The 239-nt window shown below is 45.2% G+C and carries 1 pseudogene; it reads left to right on the forward strand.

The window, feature by feature from the left end:
* Positions 1–239 (forward strand): annotated as a pseudogene (locus MTCD1_RS20215) (M3 family metallopeptidase); the annotation flags it as partial.

Below are 239 nucleotides of genomic sequence, written 5' to 3' on the forward strand. Positions count from 1 at the left end.
GCTAAACTCAGTGCATTTATCTCAGACCCAAGTCATATTCAAGCGACACGTGATAACCTTGACGTACTATTACAGTTAACCGATGAAGATGAGGCTCTAGCACAAGGACTCAAAGGTTGGTTAGCCTTTTTCGATGCCAATGCAATTGAAAGCGCCGAAGGCCGAGATAAAATGGCCGCCCTGATACGCAGCGAGTCAGCACTATTTACCAAGCGCCAAGATTACCTGATGTATTGTAA

It is taken from the genome of Colwellia marinimaniae (assembly GCF_002207865.1).
GTDB classification, from domain to species: Bacteria; Pseudomonadota; Gammaproteobacteria; order Enterobacterales; family Alteromonadaceae; genus Colwellia; species Colwellia marinimaniae.